At 31.7% G+C, this 3,929-nt stretch carries 7 protein-coding genes; all 7 read right to left on the bottom strand.

Annotated elements, in window-relative coordinates; translation table 11 throughout:
• Nucleotides 1-153: 153 nt before the first annotated feature.
• Complete coding sequence (locus tag BKP35_RS12375) at nt 154-357, bottom strand: hypothetical protein (protein ID WP_071313672.1); 204 nt, start codon at nt 355-357, stop codon at nt 154-156.
• A gap of 537 nt (nt 358-894) precedes the next feature.
• Nucleotides 895-1,215, bottom strand: coding sequence for an Imm53 family immunity protein (locus tag BKP35_RS12370; RefSeq protein ID WP_071313671.1), 321 nt, complete (start codon nt 1,213-1,215; stop codon nt 895-897).
• 147 nt (nt 1,216-1,362) lie between these two features.
• Entirely contained in the window at nt 1,363-1,731 is a 369-nt protein-coding gene (locus BKP35_RS12365; protein WP_071313670.1) for a hypothetical protein, read from the bottom strand.
• 39 nt (nt 1,732-1,770) lie between these two features.
• Nucleotides 1,771-2,280, bottom strand: a complete 510-nt coding sequence (locus BKP35_RS12360) for a hypothetical protein (protein WP_139192876.1) — start codon at nt 2,278-2,280, stop codon at nt 1,771-1,773.
• A 365-nt stretch (nt 2,281-2,645) separates the two neighbouring features.
• Nucleotides 2,646-3,149: a hypothetical protein gene (locus BKP35_RS12355; RefSeq protein WP_071313668.1), complete on the bottom strand. Its 504-nt coding sequence runs from the start codon at nt 3,147-3,149 to the stop codon at nt 2,646-2,648.
• Nucleotides 3,150-3,250: 101 nt separating this feature from the next.
• Nucleotides 3,251-3,616: a hypothetical protein gene (locus tag BKP35_RS12350; protein ID WP_071313667.1), complete on the bottom strand. Its 366-nt coding sequence runs from the start codon at nt 3,614-3,616 to the stop codon at nt 3,251-3,253.
• Nucleotides 3,617-3,737: 121 nt separating this feature from the next.
• Nucleotides 3,738-3,929, bottom strand: a 192-nt coding sequence (locus tag BKP35_RS19860) for a hypothetical protein (protein ID WP_211274626.1), incomplete at its 5' end; no start/stop codon positions are given.

Raw genomic sequence — 3,929 nt, 5'->3', positions numbered from 1 at the left:
TCTTGATGGGATTGTTTCAGGAAACTTGGTTCCTTCATTCCAATCCTCAGTTGTAAAGTTGAAGTTTTTCTAGTAAACTTCCTGTATTTTCACGCTGGAAAGCGTTTATAACAGAACTTGTCGCGCGCCTCCGTTAATGAAATAATCATTGCATTATTTTTCCTCTTTTAATTTTTGTACGTTAAACATAACAAAGCCAATGACAATACCACCTACTGCAAACCCTAACAAATTAGATAAATAAGAACTTGCTTCAATAGGGGCACCTCTGAAATAAGTAATCAATATTGAAATAGCGGTAGCCAAAATCGGAAATATTAGCACCCAAAATAACATTGTTTTTAAGAATTTAGACATCAAATCGTCTTCCCCCTTTTTTACTAAAGCCCCCCTTACTTAAATAACGTCAACTCTTGTTTTGAGTAATTTTTATCAAAGTCGGAATCCCATAAAAAACTATTATTCCTACAATAACAGATAAAAATATATCAAGTTGAATTACATCTGTTACAAAGAGCAAAACCAATGCCAATAGTACGAATATCCTCCAATACAAAATAAATTTCATGAGAACCTCCTTTTTTCAGTAATGCACCCATTATTTGAAGAGTATTATGCAACATATTTTATCTTGGTAATGTTAATTCTCTAATTACTTCCGAAAATTTTTTTGAATAAACGATTAGATTTTTTGTAGAGATTTTGATAAAAGTCATCAAAAAAGTGTTTTACTATCAACCTTACTAAAGAAAAGAATATCGCTATTATCATTATCACGAATAATAGAAACAGTCCTTGTTTAATCGCCTCCATTAAATCACCCTTACCATTTTATTTCACTTCAAAACTTGCACAACAGTAGCAACAGCTTCTTGCACTATCGCTTTCGTTAATTTAAGAAGACATTTCATTCCTATCAACCCATGATATAAAAATATCTATAATCTCTTCTAAATTTTCTGGACCACCAACACCAAAAAAGCATAAGCAGCTCACTTCTTCATCATAGCCGACTGAACACTGTACCCAATTATTTTTATTACGATTTAGCTTTATTGAATTAAATGGTTTGTTCTCAACTTCAGTGTTTTGGATGCTAATCTTTACCTTCCAAATTAATGAGTCTGTTGTTTCTAAAAACACTCCACCATTTTGCTTCTCTTTCTGCTGTATATGATGCCATGATTGAATCCAGCTTATTTTTTTATGTAACATCCATTACCAATCCTTATACTTATTTTACATTTTTTTCTACCACTAAATATTAACATAATTCCTTTTTTATTTGTTTATAAATTGAAAAAACGAGCTGAATTAATTACAGCTCGTGATTTTACTATCGCTCCGATAATTTCAAAAAGGTTACTTAAAAAATCCACCTAATTCCTCAATTTCAGTTGTTCTAAAAACGATACCTTTATTGTCAAAAATAAAAATTTCGGGGGTTTCATTTATTTGTAAAGTGTTTTTGTAGTCATGTTTGTGGGAATTTCCTTCTAGAATAATATACGCTACCTCAGAAATGTTTTCATATATTTTATATGAATCATCACTTATGGCGTTACTGATGTCACTTTGATACCCTCCACCTGGCAATTCATCGGCAAAAACTACAATAATATACATTTCTTCGTCCTCAGATTTGAGTTCATTAATTATTCTATCTTTCTCTGAGGAACAACCGATCAGAATAAAAATTACACTTAGTATTATTGCAATATTCTTTTTCAAAATAACACCCCCTAATTAGAAAATAATTTCCCCATATTCCTAAGGTATAGAAATAGGTATCCCTATATCCTTTGAATCTGGATTTGCTATTCTTACACCATCTTTTTCTTTTGACCCAACCGCAACACCCATTCTCAATACATCAGATGTACTTAACGTGTCTTTATTAATTTCCAACTCAATGATCACGGTTCCTTTTCCTCCTCCTGTAGGAGAATAGCGAGTACGATCTCTTCCGATTTCTATAAACTTATTCCACCCATGATCAGGTGTATCAGCTGTTGTCCATACGGATGGGCTGTTGTTATTATCATTGGGGAAACTACTAGTTATGCTTGTAATGTTCCATTGATCAGAGAGATGGATAACGACTCCTCCCCAATCATCAGGATCTACCTCAACGAATACAACTATTTGTGCAAGTTCTGGCACTTCTCCTTTTTCTCCGCTAAGAAATACTGTGCCTCTTGCCGATGTCTCCAATTCTGTAGAATCTGATTTCACATGGAAATCTTTTATTTCTACAATATTTTTGTTTTGACTTATCACTCCAACCCCCTGTTCACACCCACTAATTAGTGTGGTTATTAGAGCGATGATGATTATAACTAAAATAATATCTTTCATAACTACATCAACATCCTTGATTTTTTTTAAATCCCCCAAAGTGGATTTTAGACAATGCTCGGGCATAAAAGTGAACTCCATCAATTAGCCTGAGATTTTACTATCTACTCCGTTAGTTCAAGAGTATCTTTACTAATTCACCAATAACTTCCATTAGAAATTTGTTACTAATTTCTTGATTATCTTTTAGTTTATATGAAGAAAGCTTTTCTTCTTTTATAGGGTTTAAAGTCATTTCTATAATCTGCTGTTGTTACAAAAAAGCTACCCATTAGTTCATTAAACTATTATTCCAAAGATGAAATTATTTTTTGGAAATCCTCTTCACTGATCCCGACAGAATAAAATTCATACCGTGTATACTCATCAACCTCTAGGTTAGATATATTAACAAAAAACTTATAAGAAATTGCATCACCTTTTCTTCGAAACTGTCCTACAAAATCTTCTATTACTAACAATTCAGTATCAGGAATCGCGTCATATGGATCTATACCTTTCTCAACATCTTCTATTAAGTTTTGGGGATTTGGATTTAATCTTCGATTAGGTTCTTGACTAAACCTAAAGTATGTTTGAATATCTTCGCTTTCATATCTTAACTTTAGAAAATCCCTTTCTAAAGAGAGAGAAGACATAGATGATAAACCTAAACCATTTGGAATATATTTTGGAACTAATACTTCGTAAGGTAATTCCTCCTGAGCCTTGTTAATAATATCTTCTTTACTTGAACACCCCACTAACATCAACATAAGGATAAAAATAATACAATAATATGATTTCTTCATATTAACCTCCTCTTACTTCTTTTATTACTAAAGAGCAGATTTAGCACAATACTAGTAGAGAGAGCTTCTTCAACTCTTGCATCTCGTTTACTTTAAGAATACTATTTATCTTTCATATATGTTTCTTTGAATTCATCGTTAATTTCTATTTGTTCCAATCGTGGAGTTTCATTATTACTCCATTGATAAACAACAAAATATGCTCTTTCTAATTCAATTAAATTCCACAGGTTTTCTGATGGTACAACAATTTTTATTTCTTTCGTACCTCCGTTTTTTTCATCTAAAATATTGAGATAAACATAGTAGTTAAAGTTTTCATCGACTTCTTTGTTTATTACTAATCCCGAAGTAGTCGTTGAATGGTGCATTGTTTTCTCTTTAAAATTTGTAAAGCCAATCCATTCGAAACTAATAAACATTAAAGTTAATATCACCAAAGCTAACAAAACATTCCTTTTTGTCAAAACTAATCCTCCCAGTACAAAATATTTTTTCTGTTATTTCATATTGAAGTAATCTGCTTCGTTTGTAAATAAATTCCACAGAAAAAGCGTTAATCCTTTTTGAATTAACGCATCCGTTTGTTTAATAAGCAAAACGCCTATCTGCGTCTAGTATTTTATCAAGAATTATTATCCAATTTTCATTTGTTACTGAATAATCCCAATTTTCATAATCCACGAATATCTCTTTATACCTTTCTGTTACTGACTGCACTTGTCGAAACGTTATTAAGTGTTCAGCATTTAGTGAGATTACTCCCTCCGTCTCGGCTAC

Origin of the sequence: Anaerobacillus arseniciselenatis, from assembly GCF_001865995.1 — a bacterium.
In the GTDB taxonomy this organism is placed as follows: domain Bacteria; phylum Bacillota; class Bacilli; order Bacillales; family Anaerobacillaceae; genus Anaerobacillus; species Anaerobacillus arseniciselenatis.
The sequence above is the reverse complement of the archived record's forward strand: the minus strand, read 5'-3'. Positions and strand labels throughout refer to the sequence as shown.

Excerpts from the sequence above, each read along its gene's own strand:
- BKP35_RS12375 (WP_071313672.1), bottom strand. The coding sequence starts at position 357 with ATGTCTAAATTCTTAAAAACAATGTTATTTTGGGTGCTAATATTTCCG.
- BKP35_RS12370 (WP_071313671.1), bottom strand. The coding sequence starts at position 1,215 with ATGTTACATAAAAAAATAAGCTGGATTCAATCATGGCATCATATACAG.
- BKP35_RS12355 (WP_071313668.1), bottom strand. The coding sequence starts at position 3,149 with ATGAAGAAATCATATTATTGTATTATTTTTATCCTTATGTTGATGTTA.